At 71.7% G+C, this 19,841-nt stretch carries 22 protein-coding genes; 15 read left to right on the top strand and 7 right to left on the bottom strand.

From position 1 onward, the window contains the following. Positions 1-94 precede the first annotated feature (94 nt). The 7 genes from Asi02nite_RS36000 to Asi02nite_RS35970 all read left to right on the top strand — a co-directional run bounded on the left by Asi02nite_RS36000 (position 95) and on the right by Asi02nite_RS35970 (position 9,584). Positions 95-568, top strand: coding sequence for a MarR family winged helix-turn-helix transcriptional regulator (locus Asi02nite_RS36000; protein ID WP_203718519.1), 474 nt, complete (start codon positions 95-97; stop codon positions 566-568). Next, positions 565-1,359 (top strand): ABC transporter ATP-binding protein, encoded by a 795-nt coding sequence (locus tag Asi02nite_RS35995; RefSeq protein ID WP_203718518.1) that lies wholly within the window; start codon positions 565-567, stop codon positions 1,357-1,359. Before Asi02nite_RS36000 ends, Asi02nite_RS35995 begins: the two co-directional genes overlap by 4 nt. Further along, positions 1,319-2,140: an ABC transporter permease gene (locus tag Asi02nite_RS35990; protein WP_203718517.1), complete on the top strand. Its 822-nt coding sequence runs from the start codon at positions 1,319-1,321 to the stop codon at positions 2,138-2,140. Before Asi02nite_RS35995 ends, Asi02nite_RS35990 begins: the two co-directional genes overlap by 41 nt. Positions 2,141-2,262: 122 nt before the next feature. Next, complete coding sequence (gene metH, locus Asi02nite_RS35985; protein ID WP_203718516.1) at positions 2,263-5,877, top strand: methionine synthase; 3,615 nt, start codon at positions 2,263-2,265, stop codon at positions 5,875-5,877. A gap of 7 nt (positions 5,878-5,884) precedes the next feature. Further along, positions 5,885-6,757: an alpha/beta fold hydrolase gene (locus Asi02nite_RS35980; RefSeq protein ID WP_203718515.1), complete on the top strand. Its 873-nt coding sequence runs from the start codon at positions 5,885-5,887 to the stop codon at positions 6,755-6,757. A 127-nt stretch (positions 6,758-6,884) separates the two neighbouring features. Next, positions 6,885-7,340 carry a DUF1203 domain-containing protein gene (locus Asi02nite_RS35975; protein WP_203718514.1) on the top strand — a complete coding sequence of 152 codons (456 nt, stop codon included), beginning with the start codon at positions 6,885-6,887 and terminating at the stop codon, positions 7,338-7,340. 117 nt (positions 7,341-7,457) lie between these two features. Next, a complete protein-coding gene (locus tag Asi02nite_RS35970; RefSeq protein ID WP_203718513.1) occupies positions 7,458-9,584 on the top strand; it encodes a bifunctional diguanylate cyclase/phosphohydrolase in 2,127 nt (708 codons plus the stop codon). Positions 9,585-9,587: 3 nt separating this feature from the next. On the opposite strand, the gene Asi02nite_RS35965 is transcribed toward Asi02nite_RS35970, so the two are convergent. Together Asi02nite_RS35965 and Asi02nite_RS35960 are read right to left on the bottom strand one after the other, a co-directional pair. Then, positions 9,588-10,568: an SEC-C domain-containing protein gene (locus Asi02nite_RS35965; protein WP_203718512.1), complete on the bottom strand. Its 981-nt coding sequence runs from the start codon at positions 10,566-10,568 to the stop codon at positions 9,588-9,590. A gap of 80 nt (positions 10,569-10,648) precedes the next feature. After that, complete coding sequence (locus Asi02nite_RS35960) at positions 10,649-11,734, bottom strand: FAD-dependent monooxygenase (protein WP_203718511.1); 1,086 nt, start codon at positions 11,732-11,734, stop codon at positions 10,649-10,651. 75 nt (positions 11,735-11,809) lie between these two features. Here Asi02nite_RS35960 and Asi02nite_RS35955 point away from each other — a divergent pair, with 75 nt between their 5' ends. After that, entirely contained in the window at positions 11,810-12,409 is a 600-nt protein-coding gene (locus Asi02nite_RS35955) for a TetR family transcriptional regulator (RefSeq protein ID WP_203718510.1), read from the top strand. Here the strand turns inward: Asi02nite_RS35955 and Asi02nite_RS35950 are convergent, their stop codons facing one another. Next, on the bottom strand, positions 12,410-13,225 hold the full coding sequence (locus Asi02nite_RS35950; RefSeq protein ID WP_239127509.1) for an SAM-dependent methyltransferase: 816 nt from the start codon (positions 13,223-13,225) through the stop codon (positions 12,410-12,412). It lies immediately after the preceding gene. Between the two features lie 95 nt (positions 13,226-13,320). Here Asi02nite_RS35950 and Asi02nite_RS35945 point away from each other — a divergent pair, with 95 nt between their 5' ends. Beyond that, complete coding sequence (locus Asi02nite_RS35945) at positions 13,321-13,947, top strand: TetR/AcrR family transcriptional regulator (protein ID WP_203718508.1); 627 nt, start codon at positions 13,321-13,323, stop codon at positions 13,945-13,947. Between the two features lie 181 nt (positions 13,948-14,128). Beyond that, positions 14,129-14,305, top strand: a complete 177-nt coding sequence (locus tag Asi02nite_RS35940) for a hypothetical protein (protein WP_203718507.1) — start codon at positions 14,129-14,131, stop codon at positions 14,303-14,305. Here Asi02nite_RS35940 and Asi02nite_RS35935 read toward each other — a convergent pair. The 3 genes from Asi02nite_RS35935 to Asi02nite_RS35925 are packed head-to-tail and all read right to left on the bottom strand — an operon-like array spanning position 14,302 to position 15,919. Further along, a complete protein-coding gene (locus Asi02nite_RS35935; protein ID WP_203718506.1) occupies positions 14,302-14,655 on the bottom strand; it encodes a VOC family protein in 354 nt (117 codons plus the stop codon). The genes Asi02nite_RS35940 and Asi02nite_RS35935 overlap by 4 nt on opposite strands. A 33-nt stretch (positions 14,656-14,688) precedes the next feature. Further along, positions 14,689-15,423, bottom strand: a complete 735-nt coding sequence (locus tag Asi02nite_RS35930; RefSeq protein WP_203718505.1) for a dienelactone hydrolase family protein — start codon at positions 15,421-15,423, stop codon at positions 14,689-14,691. 16 nt (positions 15,424-15,439) lie between these two features. After that, positions 15,440-15,919: a MarR family winged helix-turn-helix transcriptional regulator gene (locus Asi02nite_RS35925; RefSeq protein ID WP_203718504.1), complete on the bottom strand. Its 480-nt coding sequence runs from the start codon at positions 15,917-15,919 to the stop codon at positions 15,440-15,442. Between the two features lie 110 nt (positions 15,920-16,029). Between Asi02nite_RS35925 and Asi02nite_RS35920 the strand changes: the two genes are divergently transcribed. Next, positions 16,030-16,593 (top strand): NADPH-dependent FMN reductase, encoded by a 564-nt coding sequence (locus tag Asi02nite_RS35920; protein ID WP_203718528.1) that lies wholly within the window; start codon positions 16,030-16,032, stop codon positions 16,591-16,593. Between the two features lie 145 nt (positions 16,594-16,738). Next, on the top strand, positions 16,739-17,098 hold the full coding sequence (locus Asi02nite_RS35915; RefSeq protein ID WP_203718503.1) for an STAS domain-containing protein: 360 nt from the start codon (positions 16,739-16,741) through the stop codon (positions 17,096-17,098). Between the two features lie 3 nt (positions 17,099-17,101). Here Asi02nite_RS35915 and Asi02nite_RS35910 read toward each other — a convergent pair whose 3' ends face one another. Next, positions 17,102-18,418, bottom strand: coding sequence for a CynX/NimT family MFS transporter (locus tag Asi02nite_RS35910; protein ID WP_239127507.1), 1,317 nt, complete (start codon positions 18,416-18,418; stop codon positions 17,102-17,104). Positions 18,419-18,468: 50 nt separating this feature from the next. Here Asi02nite_RS35910 and Asi02nite_RS35905 point away from each other — a divergent pair, with 50 nt between their 5' ends. The 3 genes from Asi02nite_RS35905 to Asi02nite_RS35895 form a co-directional block, all read left to right on the top strand. Beyond that, positions 18,469-19,131: a FadR/GntR family transcriptional regulator gene (locus tag Asi02nite_RS35905; RefSeq protein ID WP_203718502.1), complete on the top strand. Its 663-nt coding sequence runs from the start codon at positions 18,469-18,471 to the stop codon at positions 19,129-19,131. A gap of 8 nt (positions 19,132-19,139) precedes the next feature. Continuing rightward, the gene (mscL, locus tag Asi02nite_RS35900; protein WP_203718501.1) at positions 19,140-19,589 is read left to right on the top strand and encodes a large conductance mechanosensitive channel protein MscL; all 450 of its coding nucleotides are present in this window, start codon (positions 19,140-19,142) and stop codon (positions 19,587-19,589) included. Positions 19,590-19,617: 28 nt separating this feature from the next. Further along, the coding region (locus Asi02nite_RS35895) for a hypothetical protein (protein ID WP_203718500.1) at positions 19,618-19,841 on the top strand (224 nt) is incomplete at its 3' end.

Genomic DNA, 19,841 nt, shown 5'->3' with positions numbered 1-19,841 from the left:
TTCCGCCCAACCGTAACTTCGCTCTAGGGCATACAACGGACAGCGTGTGCGGCTCCCCGCCCAATTACCTCTGCCACAGAGGTAATGTGGGGAGATGACCAGGAGCGCGGAGGTGCTCGGCGAGTTGATGTCCATCACGGCTGCCCTGCGCCGCCTCTCGCGGCGCCGCACCGCCGAGGCCGTCGCCCGACCCCGGCTGCCCGAGGCGCAGCGCGAGTTGCTCTTCGTGGTCGCCAACCAACCCGGCATCGGGATCGCGGCCGCCGCCCAGGCGCTCGACCTGGCCGGCAACTCCGTCAGCACCCTGGTCAACCAGCTCGTCGAGGCCGGCCTCCTGCACCGCGACCCCGACCCGGCCGACCGCCGGGCCGCCAGGCTGACCCTGACCGCCAAGGCCCACGAGCGGATCGCCGCCTGGCGCGCCGCCCGCGCCGCTCTGCTCGGTCAGGCCCTCGACCGGGCGACCCCCGCCGACCAGGACGCCATCGCCAACGCGCTGCCCGCGCTCAAGCGGGTCCTCGAACAGGTCCGCCGGGACGTCGCCGAGCCGCCGGGGAGGGACGCATGAACGCCGTGGAAGTACGCGACCTGCACTACCAGTTCGGCGAGACCAAGGCCGTCGACGGCGTCGACCTGACCGTCCGGCCCGGCGAGATCTTCGGGCTGCTCGGGCCCAACGGCGCCGGGAAGACCACGACCATCCGGGCGATCACCGCCCTGCTGCCCGTACCAACCGGTGTGATCGAGGTCTTCGGTCTCGACGTCGCGAAGCGCAGGATGGCCGTGCGCCGGCTGATCGGCTACGTGCCACAACAACTCTCCGCCGACGGCTCGCTCTCCGGCGTCGAGAACGTGTCGCTCTTCGCGCGGCTCTTCGACGTGCCGCGCCGGCAGCGCAAGGCCAAAGTCGACGAGGCCCTGGAGATGATGGGGCTCACCGAGGCGGCGCGACGACTGGCGAAGACCTACTCCGGCGGCATGATCCGGCGCCTCGAGCTCGCCCAGGCCCTGGTCAGCTCGCCGCAACTGTTGATCCTCGACGAGCCGACGATCGGGCTCGACCCGATCGCCCGCGGCAGTGTCTGGGAGCGGATCGCCGCCGTCCGGGCCGAGACCGGCATGACCGTGCTGCTCACGACCCATTACATGGAAGAGGCCGAGCAGTCCTGCGACCGGGTCGGCCTCATGCACCGCGGCCGGCTGGGCAAGCTCGGCACCCCGCGGGCCCTGATCGACGAGATCAAGGGCGGCACCCTCGAGGACGTCTTCCGGGCGTACGCCGCCGGCGAGCAGGACGAGGAACAGAAGGGACTGCGCGATGTCCGTGCCACTCGCCGCACCGCCGGCCGGCTGGGCTGAGGCCGACCGGCGGCTGGGGCCGCGGCTGATCCTCTCGCGGGTCGTCGCGCTCTGCGTCGTCGAGATCCAGAAGCTGTCGCACGACCGCAGCGAGCTCATCACCAGGGCCGTACAACCGGCGCTCTGGCTCGTCATCTTCGGCACGACGTTCACCAAGCTGCACGTGATCCCGACCGGTGGCGTGCCCTACCTCGACTTCCTGGCGCCCGGCGTGCTCGCCCAGTCGGTGCTTTTCGTGTCGATCTTCTACGGCATCCAGATCATCTGGGAACGGGACGCCGGCGTGCTGGCCAAGCTCATGGTGACCCCGACGCCGCGGGCCGCGCTGGTCACGGGCAAGGCCTTCGCGGCGGGCGTACGCGGCCTCGCCCAGGCGGTCGTCGTCTACGCGATAGCCGAGTTGCTCGGCGTGCGGTTCACCGTCAACCCGTTGCGACTCCTCGGCGTGATCGCCGTGGTCCTGCTCGGCGCCGCGTTCTTCTGCTGTCTGTCGGTCACCATCGCCGGCCTCGTGCTGTCCCGGGACCGGATGATGGGCATCGGCCAGGCGATCATGATGCCGCTCTTCTTCGCCTCGAACGCGCTCTATCCCGTCGAGCTGATGCCCGGCTGGCTGCAGGTGATCAACCACGTCAATCCACTGAGCTATCAGGTCGAGGCGTTGCGCGGTCTGCTGATCGGCACGCCGGCCCGGCTGCCGCTCTGCTTCGGCGTGCTCGTCGCCGCCACGGCGGTGGGCATCGCGGGAGCCTCCGGACTTCTGGCGCGTTTGGCGCGATAGCCCGCTCACAATCCGGTCGCCTGGCCGCCGTGGTCCACCCGATCCGGGTATTCTCGACGGTCGCTCTTGCGATCGGGTTCCAGCCCGATGAGGGGCGGTCAGCGACCGGAGGAGATACGGCGATGATCGATGTGCCCAGCCGGGTGGCGGCCCTTCGGGAAGCCCTGGACAGCCGGATCATGGTCCTCGACGGCGCGTGGGGCACGATGCTCCAGGCCGAGAATCTGACCCCGGCCGACTACCGCGGCGACCGGTTCACCGCGCACACGCACGACGTCACCGGCGACCCGGACGTGCTCAACCTGACGCGGCCGGACCTGATCCTCGACGTGCACCGGCGCTACCTCGCCGCGGGCGCCGACATCACCACCACCAACACGTTCACCGCGACCAGCATCGGCCAGGCCGACTACGGCCTCGAGGCCTACGTACGCGAGATGAACCTGGCCGGTGCCCGGCTGGCCCGGCAGGCGGCCGACGAGGCCGGCGGCAAGTTCGTCGCGGGCTCGGTCGGGCCGCTCAACGTGACCCTCTCGCTGTCGCCGAAGGTCGACGACCCCGCCTACCGGGCCGTGGTCTTCGACCAGGTCAAGGCCGCCTACGTCGAGCAGCTCTCGGCGCTCGCCGAGGGTGGCGTCGACCTGTTCCTGATCGAGACGATCTTCGACACGCTCAACGCGAAGGCGGCCGTCGTCGCCGCCCGCGAGGTCGCGCCGGACGTTCCCTTGTGGATCTCACTGTTCGTCGACCAGAGCGCCCGGACGCTGTCCGGCCAGACGGTCGAGGCGTTCTGGAACGCGATCGCCCACGCGCGGCCGCTGGTCGTCGGCGTCAACTGTTCGCTCGGTGCGCACCAGTTGCGCCCCTACGTGGCCGAGTTGGCGCGGGTCGCACCCACCTACGTGAGCATCCACCCCAACGCGGGCCTGCCCAACGCGTTCGGTGGCTACGACGAGACGCCCGACGTGACTGCCGGCGCGCTCGGTGAGTTCGCCGGCGCCGGCCTGGTCAACGTCGTCGGTGGCTGCTGCGGCACCACGCCGGCGCACATCGAGCAGATCGCGGCGGCCGTCCGCGGCGTGGACCGCCGCGTCCTGGCGACTCCCGAGACCCGGTCCCGGTTCAGCGGCCTCGAGCCGTTCGAGATCGGCCCCGACACGGGCTTCGTCGTCATCGGCGAGCGCACCAACGTCACCGGCTCGGCCAAGTTCCGCCGGCTGATCGAGGGCGGCGACCACCAGGGTGCGGTCGACGTGGCGCTCGACCAGGTCCGCGGCGGCGCCAACCTGCTCGACGTGAACATGGACGCCGATCTGCTCGACGGCGCCAAGGCGATGACGACGTTCCTCAACCTGATCGCCACCGAGCCCGAGGTCGCCCGCATCCCGATCATGGTCGACAGCTCCCGCTGGGAGGTGCTGGAGGCCGGCCTCAAGTGCGTGCAGGGCAAGGGCGTGGTCAACTCGATCAGCCTCAAGGAGGGCGAGGCCGAGTTCCTCGCGCACGCCCGCCGGATCCGCGACTACGGCGCCGGCGTCGTGGTGATGGCCTTCGACGAGCAGGGCCAGGCCGACACCGCCGACCGCAAGGTCGAGATCTGCGGCCGGGCGTACGACCTGCTGACGCGAGAGGTGGGCTTCCCCGCCGAGGACATCGTCTTCGACCCCAACGTGCTGGCCGTCGCCACGGGCATCGACGAGCACAACGACTACGCGAAGGCGTTCATCGAGGCGCTGCCCCGGATCAAGGAGCGCTGTCCGGGCGCCCACACGAGCGGCGGCATCTCCAACCTGTCGTTCTCGTTCCGCGGCAACGACGTCGTCCGTGAGGCGATGCACTCGGCGTTCCTGTTCCACGCCGTCCGCGCCGGGCTCGACATGGGCATCGTCAACGCCGGCCAGCTCGCGGTCTACCAGGACATCCCGGCCGACCTGCTGGAGCTCGTCGAGGACGTCATCTTCAACCGCCGCCCCGACGCCACCGACCGGCTGGTCACGTTCGCCGCGACGGTCACCGGCTCGGGCACCAAGCGGGTCGTCGACCTGTCGTGGCGCGAGGCCTCCGTCGAGGACCGCCTCGCGCACGCCCTGGTGCACGGCATCGTCGACTTCATCGAGGTCGACACCGAGGAGGCCCGGCGGCAGGCGGCCCGCTCGCTCGACGTGATCGAGGGCCCGCTGATGGGCGGCATGAAGGTCGTCGGCGACCTGTTCGGGGCCGGCAAGATGTTCCTGCCGCAGGTGGTGAAGAGCGCCCGGGCGATGAAGCGCGCGGTCGCCTACCTCGAGCCCTACCTCCAGGCCGAGAAGATGGCGGCGGCCGAGAGCGAGACCGACGACGAGACCACCGGCAAGGGTCGGGGCACCGTCGTGATGGCCACGGTCAAGGGCGACGTGCACGACATCGGCAAGAACATCGTCGGCGTGGTGCTCGGCTGCAACAACTACGATGTCGTCGACCTCGGCGTGATGGTGCCGGCGGCGACGATCCTCGACACCGCGGAGGCCGTCGGCGCCGACGTGATCGGGCTGTCGGGGCTGATCACCCCGTCGCTGGACGAGATGGTCTCGGTGGCCGCCGAGATGGAGCGCCGGGGCATGACGGTGCCGCTGCTGGTCGGCGGCGCGACCACCTCGCGCCAGCACACCGCGGTCCGGGTCGCGCCCGCCTACACCGGCTCGACCGTGCACGTCCAGGACGCCTCCCGGGTCGCCGGCGTGCTGACCGGGCTGCTCGACCCCGACCGGGTCGAGGAGTTCGACACCGCGAACCGCACCGAGCAGCAGCGGCTGCGGGACCAGCACGCCGACCGCGAGAAGCGCCCGCTGGTGCCGCTCGCGACCGCCCGCGCCAACCGCGAGGTCGTCGACTTCACCGACCTGCCGACGCCGGAGTTCACAGGCCTGCGGCAGGTGACGCCCGACATCCGTACGCTGCGCGAGATGATCGACTGGCGGTTCTTCTTCATCGCCTGGGAGCTCAAGGGCACCTACCCGGCCATCCTCGACGAGCCGGTCGCCCGCGAGCTCTACGACGAGGCCCAGGCGCTGCTCGACCGGATCGAGGCCGAGGGCCTGCTGCAGGCCCGCGGCGTCTACGGCTTCTGGCCGGCCCACAGCGAGGGCGACGACATCGTGCTCGACAGCGGCGTTCGCTTCCCGATGCTCCGGCAGCAGCGGCAGGACTCGAAGCCGGCCCGCTGCCTCGCTGACTACGTGGCGCCCGAGGGCGACCACCTGGGCGGCTTCGCCGTCTCGATCCAGGGCGCCGAGGAGCTGGCCGCCCAATACGAGGCCCAGCAGGACGACTACAAGGCGATCCTGGTCAAGGCGGTCGCCGACCGGCTGGCCGAGGCGTTCGCGGAGTGGGTGCACCTCAAGGCCCGGCGCGAGTGGTACGAGCCCGACGCCGACCCGGCCCTCGACGACCTGCACCACGAGCGGTTCCGCGGCATCCGGCCGGCGTTCGGCTACCCGGCCAGCCCCGACCACAGCCACAAGCGCACGGAGTTCGACCTGCTCGACGCGGGCTCGGTCGGCATGTCCCTGACCGAGAACTACGCGATGCTCCCGGCGGCCAGCGTCAGCGCCCTGCTGTTCGCGAACCCGGCGGCGCGCTACTTCGCGGTCGGCCGGATCGGCGAGGACCAGGTCCGGGAGTACGCGCAGCGGCAGGGCATCCCGGTCGCCGACGCCGAACGGCTGCTCCGCCCGAACCTCGGCTACGAGCCCAAGTGAGGCGGCCATGACCGAGCAACTGGTCGCGGTCGGCGACGCCACGCTCTGCGCCGAGACGTTCGGCGCGCCCGGCGACCCGGCGATCCTGCTGATCGCCGGAGCCGCGAGCTCGATGGACTTCTGGCCGGCCGAGTTCTGTGCCGCGCTGGCCGAGCCGGGCCGGTTCGTCGTCCGCTACGACCACCGTGACACCGGCCGCTCGACCAGCTACCCGGCCGGGCAGCCCGGCTACACGGGGGTCGAGCTGACCACCGACGTGATCGCGCTGCTCGACGGCCTCGGCATCGACCGGGTGCACCTGGTCGGCGTCTCGATGGGTGCGGGCATCTCGCAGGAACTGGCCCTGCGGCATCCCGACCGGGTCGCGTCGATCACGTTGATGGCGACCAGCGCCGCGGCACCGCGACCCAAGGGGGCACCGCCCCTGCCGCCGCCGGCCGACCGCATCCAGGCGATGTTCAGCGACAGCGGCGATCAGCCGCAGCCGGACTGGACCGATCGCACCGCCGCGATCGACCGGCTGGTGGCCGACCTGGCCACCTTCGGCGGGTCGGTGACGACGAACCCGGCGGAGACCCGCGAGCTGGCGACGCGGGCGTACGACCGGACCGCCGACTTCGCCGCCAGCCAGACCAACCACTGGATTCTCACCGGCGACGGCCCGCCCCTGCCCGGCGGCCTGGCCGACATCGCCGTGCCGACCCTGGTGCTGCACGGCACCGAGGACCCGATGTTCCCGCTGCCGCACGGCGAGGCGCTGGCCCGCGAGATCCCGGGCGCCCGCCTCGTGCCGCTGCCCGGCGTCGGCCACGAGCACCCACCGCGCCAGGTCTGGCCGATCGTGCTGCCGGCGATCGTCGCCCACACGGCCGGCCAGTGACCCAGGTTGACGGCGTACCGTGATCAACGCTCGCCAGCCGTGCCTTGGCGGCGTGTCGCACGGCTGGCGAGCCCCGCGTCCGGAAGCCGCCAGCTTTCCGCCCGGCCGGGCCGAAGACTTGGGTCTCATGAGCTTCCAGATCCACGCGATCTCACCCCAGACCCTGGAGCGCGTACGCGAGAGCGGGCGCGACGTCTCCGACCACCCCGTCGAACGGGTCGTGGCCACCGGCGGCGAGCCGCTGCGCTGCTGCCTGCGTGACGCCCGGCCGGCCGAGGACCTGATCCTCTTCGGGTACGAGCCGGAACTGCCGGCCAGCCCGTACCGGGAGATCGGCCCGGTCTTCGCCCATGCCACGGTGTGTCCCACGCCACCGGCGGCCGGCTATCCGGCCGACTTCCGGGGCCGGCGTCAGGTGCTGCGCGCCTATGACCAGCGCGGCAGGATCCACCCCGCCACCCGGGTGCACGACGGCACCGATCCCGAGGGCGAGATCGCGGCGATGCTGGCCGACCCCGAGGTCGACCGGATCCACAGCCGCAACGTGGCCCATGGCTGCTACATGTTCGCGATCACACGCTGACCGGCCCGTGGTCCGCTTCACGCCGCGTACCCCTGTCCGGCACAGACGGTGAGGCGTTAACTGGCAGGCGACCCGTAACACCTTGTGATCCGGGAGGAACCCTAGGTGTCGGATGCCGTGCCACTGCTCCCCTTCGTCCGGCGTGACCGGGCGATGCGGTGGGCCGTCGGCATCGGCGCCGGCTGGCTGGCGGCCTTCGTCGTCCTGCTGGTGATCGCCCAGATCCACCCGTCGACCGCGATCGTCGACCTGCCGTACCTCGTGCCGATCGTGGTGGCCGTGGGCCTCTCCTTCGCCGCCGCCTGGAAGACCAGCGGCCGCACCCGGATCGCCTGGGTCCTGTTCGCCGTCTCCAACCTGCTGTGGCTGATCGGCGAGGTGATCTGGGTCTTCTACACCTATGTGTTCCAGCGCGGCCCGCCGGCCGTGTCCGTCGCCGACTTCTTCTACCTGTCCTCGTACGTGCTGGCCGTCCCGGCGATCCTCGTCGCCATCGGGAGCAGCGGCCACCTGCGGCACATCCGCGGGCTGCTGGACGCCGGTCTGCTGGCCCTGGGCGTCGGCACGATCGGCTGGCAGGTCGCGATCGCGCCGTCGCTGCCGCATGCGCCGCGGTTGGCCGACGCCGTGGCGTTCGCGTACCCACTCTTCGGCGTGGCCACCGTCACCCTGCTCGCCGCCGTCGGGCTGGCCGGGCGCCACCGCCTGCCGGCCTGGGCCGGGCTCGTCGGCGCCGGCTTCGCGGTCGCCGGCGTGACCGACGCCGTGTACGCGTACACGATCGCGAAGCAGAACATCGACAGCAACTGGATCAACATCGGCTGGCAGGTCGAGGCGGTGCTGCTCGGCCTCGGCGCGGTCGCCGCGATCCGCCGGCCGGAGCCGGAGACCCGGCAGCGTGACCGCGTCCGGGACCTGACCGCCGTGCCGCTGGTCATCGCCGCCATGTCGGCGGCGGGCCTGATCCTCGCCGACCGGCTCGACGGGGGGCCGATCACCGGCGGGACCCTGGCGATACTCCTCGCGCTGTTCGCCGGCGTGCTGGCCCGGCAGTTGCTGATCATCCGCGACCGCACCCGCTTGGCCACCCAACTCCGGGCCGCGCTGCGGGAGCAGGAACGCCTGGCCATCACCGACGGCCTGACCGGTGTCTACAACCGTCGGTTCTTCCAGGAGATGCTCCGGATCGAGGCCGAGCGGGCCGACCGGGCCGACTCCCCGCTGAGCGTGATCCTGCTCGACCTCGACGAGTTCAAGAAGGTCAACGACGGGTACGGCCACCCGGCCGGTGACACCGTGCTGGCCCAGATCGCCGACCGGATCCGCGGCTCGGTGCGCGCCGCCGACATCGTCGCCCGCTACGGCGGCGAGGAGTTCGGCTGTCTGCTGCCCGGTGTCGACGAGGAGGTGGCGATCGAGATCGCCGAGCAGATCCGGCAGTCGATCGGCCGCCTGGAGGTTGCCGTCGGCCAAGGGCGCAGCGTGAAGCTGACCTCGTCGCTCGGCGTCGCCACCGCGGGCACCCGAGGCGGCCACTCGCTGGACGATCCCGACGGTCTCGTCAACGAGGCGGACTCGGCGCTGTACCGGGCCAAGGCCACCGGCCGGAACCGGGTCGTCGCGGCCGGGATGCTGGTCGACCCGGTCTACGCCGACCCGGACCTGCCGATCGGTCTCGTCTGGCTGGCTGACCGGATCGACGCGCAGATCAGCGTGCACGAGCACAGCACCGCGGTCTCGCGGTGGTCGTTGCTGGTCGCGGAGCGCCTCGGCCTCGACATGGCCGCCCTGCGGCGCGTCGGTGCGGCCGGCCGGCTGCACGACATAGGCAAGGTCATGGTCGCGGACTCGGTGCTGCGCAAGGCGTTGCCGCTGACCGCGCGCGAGTGGGAGGACCTGCGCCGGCATCCCGACGAGAGCGCCCGCCTGCTGACCGAGTTGGGCGGCCGGCCCGACCTCGCGGCCGTGGCGGCCGCCCACCACGAGTGGTTCGACGGCACCGGCTACCCGCGCGGCCTGGCCGGCGCCCAGATCCCCATCGAGGCGCGGGTGATCGCGGTGACCGACGCCTGGGCGGCGATGCTGGCCGACCGCCCGTTCGCGCCGACGTTGACGGTCGACGAGGCGCGCGTGGAGATCGAGCGGGGCCGGGGCACCCAGTTCGACCCGGCGGTGGCCGACGCGTTTCTCGCGCTGGTCACCGCCGGGATGATCGGCGCGCTGGCGGAGCCGGCCCGCGCCTAGAACTTAGGCCCGCGACCGCGGCAGGCAGTCCTTCTTGTACTTGAGGCCCGACCCGCACCAGCAGGCCGCGTTGCGCTCCGGCGGCCAGGCGACGTGCGTGTTGGGCAGGTCGGCGAGCTGGTTCGCGTACCGGCCGCGGACGCCGGCGTCGGTCGGGTCGCCGTTGGAGGTGAGGCCGTCGACCGTGGCACGCAGGACGCCCAGCCCGGCGGCGCCTTCCTCGGCCCGGTGGACCAGGGCCTTCTCCAGCCTCGCCCGGTGCTCGTCCCAGTCGGCGCCGTACACCTCGGCCAGGCCAGCCGGCAGGCGGTCGAACTCAGGCTTCGGGAAGAAGACCAGGTCGGACTCGGCGTGGTCGTGCGGGGTCTCCCGGGTGAGCCGCGCCTCGAGCCGGTCGGCCAGGTCGTCCTGGCGGTCGTGCGGCAGGTTCAGGTCGCGGCGGACCCGGTGGCGCTGCTGCAGCAGGAAGAAGAGCACGCCGGGCGCCTCGGCGGGGCCGACCTCCTCGGCGGACTCGCCGCGGGCCTCGAGCATGGTGTCGACGGCCGCGCTGAGCCATTCCTCGGCGGTGGCGGTCTGCCGGCCGGCGTCCAGCGCCGCGCTGATGTAGACGGCCGCGTCGGGCTCCTCCGTCAGCAGCGGGCGCAGCGGGGTGATCGCGGCCAGCGCCTCGTCGTCGCGACCGAGCCGGAACAGGACCCGCGCCCGCAGCGCCCGGGCGAACCCGGCACCGGGGGCGTCCTCCTCGGGATAGGCCGCGACGGCCCGGTCCGCGTACTGCAGGGCGGCGCCGAGCCGCGACCGGACCTCGGCGATCTCGGTGGCGAGGCTGAGCGCGTAGCCGGCGTCCTCCGGGTTGGCCAGGCGGCCCTCGTCCACGGCCTCGGCGAGGTCGGCGGCGACGCCGAGCGGATCGGCGTCGCCGAGCGCGGTGCGCCGGATCTCGGCGAGGTCTTCACTGGAAATCACGTCTCTGGTGAGCACGTTTTCACGTTACGTCGGCCCCGCGCCCCCGTACCTGTTATGTGGATCTCCAGCGACGACCGTGACCGGTGGGGCGCGCGTCAGCGGCAGGCCGCGAGCCCGCGCGCGGCCAGGTCGCGGGCGCCCAGCCCCAGCCGGGTCTTCGGCACCAGCAGCCCCGCCGTGCGGGTGACCCGGTGGTGCTTCGGGTCGACCAGGCGGCGGTGCGCGGCCTCGTAGCGGGCGAAGCCGCGGTCGGGGTCCGCCGCCAGTGCGGCCGCCAGCGTCTCGGCGCCGGCCATCGCCAGCGAGGAGCCGTCGCCGAACAGTGACACGCAGGACGCGGCGTCGCCGAGCAGGCCTATCCGGCCGCGCGACCAGGAGTCGAGCCGGACCTCGCTGACGGCGTCGAAGTACAGGTCGTCGGCGCCGGCCAACCGGTCGAGCAGTTCCGGGACCCGCCAGCGGCTGCCCGCGTACGCCCTCGTCACGATCTCTTTGTGGCGGGTCTGGTCGCGGTGGTCGAAGCCGGGCACGGGCGCGGACCGGAAGATGAACGCGAGCGCCGCACCGCGGGCCGGATGGATCGACACGAGCCGGCCGGGCGTGTTGTGCAACAGGACGTCGGTGCCCTCGTCGGTGCCGAGCGGCAGCGTCGCCACGTGCAGGCCGAGGTGGCCGACGAAGTCCCGCTCCGGCCCGAACGCCAGTCGCCGCACCGTCGAGTGCAGCCCGTCGGCGCCGACCACCTGGTCGAACCGGCGCGGCGCGGCCCGCTCGAAGCTGACGTCGACGCCGCCGGCATCCGGTGCCAGCGCGGTGATCGTGTCGTTCCAGATCACCTCGGCGTCGTCGCGGGCGGCATCGAGGAGCACGGCGGCCAGGTCGCCGCGGGGCACCTCGACCTCGTCGCCGCGGGTCGCGGGCATGGGGATGCGGGCCACCGACCGCCCCTCGGCGTCGACCAGCCGCATGGCGGTGGCCCGGGTCGCCGCGGCCCGCAACCGGCCGACGATGCCCATGCGCTCGGCGACCGCCCAGGCCGGCCCGCGCACGTCGACGGGGTTGCCGCTGGAGTGCGGGCCCGCGCCGCGCTCCACGATCGTGACGCCGAAGCCGTAGCGGGCGAGCCAGTAGGCGAGCGTGGGCCCGGCGACACCGGCACCCGAGATCAACACAGCGGTCATGGATCGACGGTATCCGCACCCGCTGCAAGTCTGCAACGAGTGCAGTTTTGCATTTGGTGCGATAGGCTGCCGGGCATGTCGTCGCTCCGGGACCGCAAACGCGTCCGCACCCGCCAGGCGCTGGTGGCGGCGGCCACGACGCTGTTCGAGCGCGACGGCTACGACGAGACGACGGTGGCCGACATCGCGGCGGCGGCGGAGATCGGCACCCGCACCTTCTTCAGCTACTTCCCGACCAAGGAGGAGGTGCTCTTCCCGGAGAGCGACGCCCGGGTGCGGGCCGCGGTCGAGGCGATCGCCGACCGGAAGCCCGGCGAGCGGCCGGCCGACGTGCTGCTGCGGGCGCTCCAGCGGGTCGGTGACGACAGCGACGACCTCGGAGGTCGGCTGGCCGCGCTGCGGCTGCGCTTCATCCGAGAGATTCCGGCCGTACGGGGGCGCGCGCTGCAGATCCAGACGGAGGCGCAGCGGGAGATCGCGCGGCACCTGGCGGCCGCGTTCCCGGACCAACTCGACGAGGTCGGCGCGGCGGCGCTCACGGGCGCGTTCGTGGGCGCGGTCACCGCCGCGCTGCAGGTGTTGCTCGGTGACCTGGAGCGGCTGGACGATCCGGTCGCCGTGCAGGCCGCGGTGCGGAAGGCGACCGACGTCGCCCTCCGCCCGTGGGTCAGCTGATCAGCGCTTGCGGCCGACGCCGCCGTAGTGGGGGACCTGCTCGGTCGACGTGTCCGGGTCCGGGTGCCACTGCGAGCAGGTGACCACGCCGGGCTCGACCATCTCCAGATCGCCGAAGAGGCGGGCGACCTGGTCGGCGCTGCGGAGCACCATCTTGGCCGCCGGGCCCTCGTTCCACAGGCGCAGCGCCTCGGTCATGACCGCGCCGTTGACCTCGGTGGTCGGGTGGGAGATCGCGACGTAGCTGCCCGACGGGATCGCGTCGACCAGGCGCCGCACGAGGTCGGCGGCCTCGTCGTCGTCGGGCACGAAGTTGAGGATGCCGAGCATCGTGACGGCGATCGGCTGGTCGAAGTCGAGCGTCCGCCTGGCACCCTCGACGATCTCCTCGGGCTCGCGCAGGTCGGCCTGGAGGTAGTCGGTCTTTCCCTCGGGGTGGCTGGTCAGCAGCGCGCGGGCGTGCACCAGCACCATCGGGTCGTTGTCGACGTAGACGATGCGGCTGCTGGGCGCGACGCGCTGGGCGACCTCGTGCGTGTTGTTGGCCGTCGGGATGCCGGTGCCGACGTCGAGGAACTGCCGGATCTTCTCGTTGCCGGCGAGGTGCCGGACGACCCGACCCAGGTACGCGCGGTCGGCGCGCGCCGACCCGACCATCTCCGGCACCATCTCCAGGATCTGGTCGGCCACCGCGCGGTCGACGGCGAAGTTGTCCTTGCCGCCCAGCCAGTAGTTCCAGAGTCGCGCGGAGTGCGGTACGCCGGTGTCGAGCTTGGCCACCGATTCGCTGTCCGACGTGGACACGTCGTCGTTCACCGCAACCTCCACATTGCTCGCCCCAGTGCTCCTTGGGCGAGAGACTAACCGGCGCCTGATCCAATTGACCAGCCGTGATGGGGGAGACTCGAACGATGACCGCGCGGCCCAAGAATTCGTCCGTCGGCCTCGACGAGAGCGAGATCCTGCGGCGGGGCGTCGACACGTTCGCCGAGCTCGGTTATGAGGCGACGACCATGCGCGAGCTGGCCAGGCGACTCGGCGTGAGCCACAACTTCATCCACGACCGGTACGGCTCGAAGATGGCCTTCTGGCGCGCGGCGGTGGATTTCGCGTTCGCCGGCGTGCAGGCCGACCGCGACGCGCTGGTGGTGGAGACCGCGGACGACGCCGAGCGCCTGCGCCGGGTGATCCAGCAGCTGTTCCGCCTGGCCGCCCACGAGACCCAGATCAGCCGGCTGGTCGCCGACGAGTCGGCCCGCGACTCGGAACGCCTGGACTATCTGCACCGGGGTTTCATCCAGCCGTTCTGGGACAGCATCGAGCCGACGATCGCGGCCCTGATCGCGGCGGGCCGGGTGCCGAACGTACCGACGCACGTCCTGTATTTCGCGATCGTCGGCCCGGCGATCGCCGTCAGCCAGAGCGCGATCGTGGACCGCCTGGACCCCGCCGCGGCGCCGGTGGCCGACCTGGACCGCGACACCCTCGCGGACGCCCTGAGCGCCATCGTCATCCGCGGCCTCCTCGGCGACGAATGACGACGGCGCGTCGGCATCGTGGTGGCGTCGACCATCCGTCGGGACGTGCGGCTCAAGGACGGGCCGCATTTCGGCGACGAGGACCGGGCCTTCCTGGCGGAGTGCGGCGTGGCTGTCAACCGCCGGCCGTGGAAGGCGACAAAGGCTTCCCGGTAGGCCGGGACGATGCCATCATGCCGGCATGGACGAGCTTCGAAACGACGTGAGTGGCGAGGCGCGCGCTGAGGGCGGGATGAGCCGGCGGGCCTTCTTCGGGCGCACCTTCGCCATCGCCGGCGGCACGGCCGGCCTGCTCAGTTTGACCGCCTGCCCGGGTGGCGACGGCGATGACGACGACGATGACGACGATGACGACTAGGTAGGGGTGGCGACGCAGAACTCGTTGCCGTCCGGGTCCGCGAGGACCGTCCAGCCGAAGCCCTGTGGCATCTTCTGGTGGTCGACGACCGTGGCGCCGAGATCGAGAAGGCGTTGGATCTCGGCGCCCGCGTCGCCGTCGCTGCTCCAGTCCAGGTGGACGCGGTTCTTCACCGTCTTGGGCTCCGGCACCCGTTGGAAGCCCATGCACAGGCCGGGTGTCTCGCCCAGGATCAGGAAGTCGTTCTCGTGGCGCCACGACTCGTGCAGGCCGGTCGCGGCTGCCCAGAAGCTGGCCAGGCGGGCCGGGTCGGCGCAGTCGAACGTCACCATCCGCGTCTGCAGGGCCATGACTTCGTACTTTAGTCCCCTTTTATGGGGTAATCACGCCTTGTCGTCGATGAAGCTCAGCATCTGGCGCCAGGCGTCCTCGACGTCGGCCTGGTGCTGGCCGAAGTTGCGGTCGAAGAAGCTGTGGCCGGCGTCGGGATAGACCGTCATCCGCACGTCCACGCCGTGCCCGCGGACCCGGTCGGCGAACTGCTCGACCTCGGCCACCGGCGTGAAGTCCTGGCCCGCGGCGAGGATCTGCAGGGGTGACGCGATCTGGTCGGTCACGTTCGCGACCCGCGACGGGATCCCGTAGAAGCCGATCGAGCCGCGCAGGTCGTCGCCCGCGGCCGCCTGCCGCCACGACATCGCGCCGCCGAAGCAGAAGCCGACCGTGAACAGGGTTTCGCTGCCGTTCGCGCGCAGCCACGCCGCCGCGGTCGACCCGTCCGCGCGTACGGAGTCGAAGTCGAGTTGGTCCACGTGTTCCCGGTAGGAGAAGTCCTCGCCGCGCGACGAGCCGAGGTCCGTGGTCCGGCCGAAGTAGTCGAACGCCAGCGCCGACAGCCCGGCGGCGGCGAAACTGCGCGCGAACTCCTGGTAGAAGACGTGCAGCCCGCGGACGTCCGGGAAGATCACGATCCCGCGCGCGCTCGGGCCGGCGGCGGGATGCGCGAAGTAGCCGCCGAACGAGGTGCCGTCACCGGACTCCAGGACCACCGGCCCGTGCGACCCGACCGGCCCGGGGTTCGGCGGCTGCGGCGGGCGGGCATCGTCTCCGTAACACATACGGAGCATCGTGCCACTAGAGCGTGCCCGTCTCGCCGCCGCAGCTGATCTTGTCGAGGGCCTCGATGATGGCCGGCACGTCGGCGTGCGCGAAGTGGTCGATGATCCGGCGCCGGGTCGACCAGAGATGCGTCGGGTACGCGTCCTCCAGTCGCCGCAGGCCCGCCGGGGTGAGCACCGCGTTGGCGCCGCGGCCGTCGTCGGGGCACTTGACCCGTAGCACGAACCCGTCGGACTCGAGGCGGGCCACCGCGCGGGTCATGCCGCTCAGGGACAGGTCGCTCCGGGCGGCCAGGTCGCTCATCCGCAGCGCCTGGTGCGGTGCCTCCGAGAGGTGCATCAGGATCGTGTACTCGGTCAGCGAGATGTTGGCCCGCTCCCGCAGGTCCTGGTCGAGGAGCTTGGGCAACAAGATCATGACGCGACCGAGCGTACGCACGAGGCGGTCTTCGGTGGCGTCCAGCGGCTTGTCGCTCTGCTCTGTGACCGGAGGCATACGCCCATGATACTTGCTCATGCAAGGAACTGCTCGTATGTTTGCTTGACGAAGCAAGGACTTACTCAGCGTGAGTCCTCCCCCCGAGCAAGGACCTGAGCATCGTGACCATCAAGATCGGAATCATCCTCGGCAGCACCCGTCCCGGCCGTAACGGCGAGGCGGTCGCTAAGTGGGTGTACGAGCACGCGAGCAAGCGCACGGACGCCGAGTTCGAGCTTGTCGACCTGCTCGACTACAAGCTGCCCCACCTCGACGAGATCGGCCTGCCGAGCATGGGCAACTACGCCCAGCCGCACACCCTGGCCTGGGCGGAGAAGATCGCCTCGTTCGACGGCTTCGTGATGGTGACCCCCGAGTACAACCACGCCACCTCTGGCGCCCTGAAGAACGCGATCGACTTCCTGTTCGCGGAGTGGAACAACAAGGCCGTCGGCTTCGTCAGCTACGGCTCCATCGGCGGCGCCCGCGCGGTCGAGAACCTGCGGCTCGTCGCCGGCGAGCTCAAGCTGGCCGACGTCCGCTCGCAGGTCATGCTCTCGCTGTTCCACGACTTCGAGAACTTCAGCACCTTCAAGCCGGGCGAGCACCAGGCCGACGCGCTGCACACGACCCTGGACCAGGTTGTCGAGTGGAGCGGGGCGCTCGCTCCCCTGCGCGGCAAGGCTGCCTGACCGGCACCCCGCGCAGTCGGCCCGAGGGCCCGCCGCTGGACAGCACAGGCCGCGGCGGACCCTCGGGCCGTTCGCCCTTCGGGGCGGTTGCCTGCCCTCCCACCGTCCGGTGGAGTACCGTTCCCCCGGACACAGGAGGTCGAGCATGTCCCTGACGGTGGGCACAGAGCAGCGCGGCGACGTCGTCGTGGTGTCGGTGGGTGGCGAGTTGGACATGGCCACCGCCCCGCAGCTGCAGGACCAGATCACCGACCTACTCGACCGCGGCCTGTCCCGGCTGGTCTTCGACCTGACCGAGGTCTCGTTCTGCGACTCCACCGGGCTGTCCGTGTTCGTCCGCGCCAAGAACGGCACCGACGAGGCCGGCGGGGTCGTCCGGCTCGCCGCCCCGCAGCGCGGGGTGCGCCGGATCCTCGAGGTCAGCGGCCTGGTCGAGGTGCTGCACACCTACCAGACCGTCGACGAGGCCGTCGCCGCCGACGCCTCCGAGCCCGCAGCGGGCTAGCACCTAGGCCGCTTCGCGGAGGGGCTCGGCCAGCGGGCCCGTCTCGGCCAGGACGGCCGCGGGCGTGGGGGCGACGGCCTCCACCGGCTCGTGTGCGCCCGGCGCGTGCGCCTCGTCCTCCACGTACCTCGGCCGGCTGATCAGCACGCCCGCCGCACCCTGCACCACCAGCGCCGCCGTCAGCACGCCGAGCGGCGCGATCCAGCCGCCGGTGGCCTCGTACAGGATGCCGACCAGCAGTGGTCCGAGCGCCGCCAGCGTGTAGCCGACGCTCTGCGCGAAGGCGGACAGCGCGACCGTCCCCTCCGGCGTGCGGGCCCGCAGGCCGATCACGACCAGGCTCACGGGGAACACCGTCTGCCCGATGCCCATCAGGGTGACCCAGAGCACCGCGCCGCCGTGCGGGGCGACGGCCAGGCCGGCGTACGAGATTCCGGAAAGCACCGTCAGCCCCACGATCAGCAGGTCCACCCGGCGGACCCGGCCCGCCAGGGTCGGCATCAGCAGCGCGAACGGCAGCGCGAAGAGGGTGACGCCGGCCAGCAGGAGGCCCGCGGTCGACGGGCTGAAGCCGGAGTCCCGGAAGAGTTGCGCCAGCCAGCCCATCGTGGCGTACCCGGCGATCGACTGCATGCCGAAGAACACCGCGAGCGCCCAGCCGATCCGGGTGCGCGCCGGGCGGATCCGGGCGCCCGGGTGGTGACCGGGCCGCCGGACGGCGAGTTGCTGACCCCGGTGCAGGGCGGCCGGCAGCCACGGGAGCACCGCCACGGCGGCGAGCAGCGCCCACACCCCGAGCCCGGCCCGCCACGAGCCGAATGCGTGCGCGACCGGCACCGCCGCCGCGCCCGCCGCGGCCGCGCCGGCCGACATCGACAGCGTGTAGACGCCGGTGACCAGGCCCGGACGGTCCGGGAAGTGCTGCTTGACCATCATCGGCAGCAGCACGTTGGAGACGGCGATGCCCGCTAGGGCCAGCGCGCTGAACCCGATGAACGCGGCCGCCGAGTCGGTGATCACCCGCAGCAGTTGGCCCAGCGTCAGCACCGCCATGGCCGCGACCAGCAGCCGGGCGGGCGCCACCCGGCGGACCAGCCACGGTGTGGTCGCGCCGAAGACCGCGAACGCGATCGTGGGGATGGTGGTGACCACGCCGGCGAGGGCGCCCGACAGGTGCAGCCCGTCGCGGACCTCGTCGAGCAGGGCGCCGAGCGAGGTGACCACCGCGCGCAGGTTGACGGCGACGATCACGATGCCGACCACCAGCAGGAGGATGCGGCGGGGAGCGGCGGTGGGCGCGGAGGCGGTCGTGGCAGTCACGGACTCCAGACTAGAATCATGGGACGATTTATGGTGGGGTGATGTTACGCATGACACTCGGGACACGGTCGACGCTGGTGCAGCAGGTGATCTCGCGGCTCAGCGAGCAGATCGCCGCCGGCGAGTGGCCGGTCGGCAGCAAAATCCCTACCGAGCCGCAGCTCGTGGAGATCCTCGGCGTGGGCCGCAACACGGTGCGCGAGGCGGTCCGGGCGCTGACCCATGCCGGGGTGCTCGAAGGTGTCCAGGGCTCCGGCACCTACGTCCGGTCGACCGACGAGCTCACCGGTGTCGTCGCCCGCAAGTTCGGCGCCGCCGACGTCGGGCACACGATCGAGGTGCGGCGGGCCCTCGAGGTCGAGGCGGCCCGGTTGGCGGCGCTCCGGCGTACCCCCGATGACCTGGCCCGGCTCGACGCGGCGCTGGCGGCGCGCGACGTGGCCTGGGCCACCGGCGACACCGACGTGTTCGTCGAGGCCGACGCCGACCTGCACGTCGCGGTCGTGGCCGCGGCGCACAACCCGATGCTCGCGGAGCTCTACGCGTCGGTCCTGGCGGCGATCAAGGCGTCGGTCGCGGTGGCCGTCGGACCCGCCATGCTGGCCGGCACCCATATCGATCATGCTCAAATCGTCGCGGCGATCCGGGACGGTGATCCCGATCGCGCGGCACGCGAGGCGGGTAGGTTCCTGGAGGCTCCCGCGCGGGCATAAGGTGAGCCATGCTTAAGGGCTTCAAAGACTTCATCATGCGCGGAAACGTGGTCGACCTCGCGGTCGGCATCGTGATCGGTGCGGCGTTCACCGCGGTCGTCACGCAGTTCACCAAGTCGTTCCTCGAACCGCTGATCAAGCTGACCGGCGGCGGCGGTGAGTTGGGCGGCACGTGGAACGTCAACGGGGTCAAGTTCGAGTGGGCGGCGTTCATCAACATCGCGATCACGTTCGTGCTGACCGCGGCCACGCTCTACTTCCTCGTCGTCTACCCGATGAACCGGCTGGCCGAGCGCCGCCGCCGCGGCGAGGAGCCCCCGCCCGCCGCACCCAGCGAAGAGATCAAGCTCCTCACCGAGATCCGTGACGCCCTCGTCGCCGGCGCCCGGGTGCCCGGCCAGCACCGCTCCGCCCTCGAGCAGACCCTCGGCAAGGAGAACCCCCCGACCTCGCGATAGTCGAACGTATGTTCGATACTCTCCCACCATGGAGCAACGAAAGCACTGGTGGAACGGGAAGTGGGGACGCGCCGCGCGGCGGGACGTCTACCTGCGGACCAGCGGCGACACATGGCACGTCGAGCAGCGGGCGGGCGGCGCCGACGGCGTGTCCCACTTCTACGAATACGAGAGCGAGGAGGACGCGTACGACCGCGTGCGCGCCCTCCTCGTCGGGCCGTTCGAGTGGCGGGAGCTCTCGGCCCGCCCGCC

Origin of the sequence: Asanoa siamensis, from assembly GCF_016862555.1 — a bacterium.
In the GTDB taxonomy this organism is placed as follows: Bacteria; Actinomycetota; Actinomycetes; order Mycobacteriales; family Micromonosporaceae; genus Asanoa; species Asanoa siamensis.
This window is presented reverse-complemented; position numbering and strand designations above follow the sequence as displayed.

Coding starts and splice junctions, on each gene's coding strand:
- Asi02nite_RS36000 (WP_203718519.1), top strand. CDS start 95: ATGACCAGGAGCGCGGAGGTGCTCGGCGAGTTGATGTCCATCACGGCT.
- Asi02nite_RS35940 (WP_203718507.1), top strand. CDS start 14,129: ATGGACGAGCTTCGAAACGACGTGAGTGGCGAGGCGCGCGCTGAGGGC.
- Asi02nite_RS35990 (WP_203718517.1), top strand. CDS start 1,319: ATGTCCGTGCCACTCGCCGCACCGCCGGCCGGCTGGGCTGAGGCCGAC.
- Asi02nite_RS35980 (WP_203718515.1), top strand. CDS start 5,885: ATGACCGAGCAACTGGTCGCGGTCGGCGACGCCACGCTCTGCGCCGAG.
- Asi02nite_RS35945 (WP_203718508.1), top strand. CDS start 13,321: ATGACCGCGCGGCCCAAGAATTCGTCCGTCGGCCTCGACGAGAGCGAG.
- Asi02nite_RS35995 (WP_203718518.1), top strand. CDS start 565: ATGAACGCCGTGGAAGTACGCGACCTGCACTACCAGTTCGGCGAGACC.
- Asi02nite_RS35960 (WP_203718511.1), bottom strand. CDS start 11,734: ATGACCGCTGTGTTGATCTCGGGTGCCGGTGTCGCCGGGCCCACGCTC.
- mscL (WP_203718501.1), top strand. CDS start 19,140: ATGCTTAAGGGCTTCAAAGACTTCATCATGCGCGGAAACGTGGTCGAC.
- Asi02nite_RS35955 (WP_203718510.1), top strand. CDS start 11,810: ATGTCGTCGCTCCGGGACCGCAAACGCGTCCGCACCCGCCAGGCGCTG.
- metH (WP_203718516.1), top strand. CDS start 2,263: ATGATCGATGTGCCCAGCCGGGTGGCGGCCCTTCGGGAAGCCCTGGAC.
- Asi02nite_RS35905 (WP_203718502.1), top strand. CDS start 18,469: ATGACACTCGGGACACGGTCGACGCTGGTGCAGCAGGTGATCTCGCGG.
- Asi02nite_RS35915 (WP_203718503.1), top strand. CDS start 16,739: ATGTCCCTGACGGTGGGCACAGAGCAGCGCGGCGACGTCGTCGTGGTG.
- Asi02nite_RS35935 (WP_203718506.1), bottom strand. CDS start 14,655: ATGGCCCTGCAGACGCGGATGGTGACGTTCGACTGCGCCGACCCGGCC.
- Asi02nite_RS35925 (WP_203718504.1), bottom strand. CDS start 15,919: ATGCCTCCGGTCACAGAGCAGAGCGACAAGCCGCTGGACGCCACCGAA.
- Asi02nite_RS35975 (WP_203718514.1), top strand. CDS start 6,885: ATGAGCTTCCAGATCCACGCGATCTCACCCCAGACCCTGGAGCGCGTA.
- Asi02nite_RS35930 (WP_203718505.1), bottom strand. CDS start 15,423: ATGTGTTACGGAGACGATGCCCGCCCGCCGCAGCCGCCGAACCCCGGG.